Raw genomic sequence first — 251 nt, forward strand, 5'->3', positions numbered from 1 at the left:
CCGTATTTCTTTCTAGAATATCGGTGAATGCCCAATCAACAGCATCATAAAAAGAGCTTTTACCAAATCCATTTGGGGCATATATGGCAACAAAGCATGATGGCATATGGCCATCAATAGTAAAGTCAAAAGTCCCATTCTCTTTTAGCTTATAGGCGCGAAACCCTTCGATCTCACCTCTCTTTATTTTCATTTTGCCTATAGTGCTCTATTAGTCTGCTTACAATCTCCCCTCGCCTTTCTTTTGACTT

At 39.4% G+C, this 251-nt stretch carries 1 protein-coding gene; it reads right to left on the reverse strand.

Going from position 1 to position 251, the window contains the following annotated elements; translation table 11 throughout:
• The coding region (locus VC352_RS24940) for an AAA family ATPase (protein WP_322982170.1) at positions 1 to 193 on the reverse strand (193 nt) is incomplete at its 3' end.
• Between the last annotated feature and the right edge of the window lie 58 nt (positions 194 to 251).

This window comes from Pseudomonas sp. C11, from assembly GCF_034683865.1.
GTDB lineage: Bacteria > Pseudomonadota > Gammaproteobacteria > Pseudomonadales > Pseudomonadaceae > Aquipseudomonas.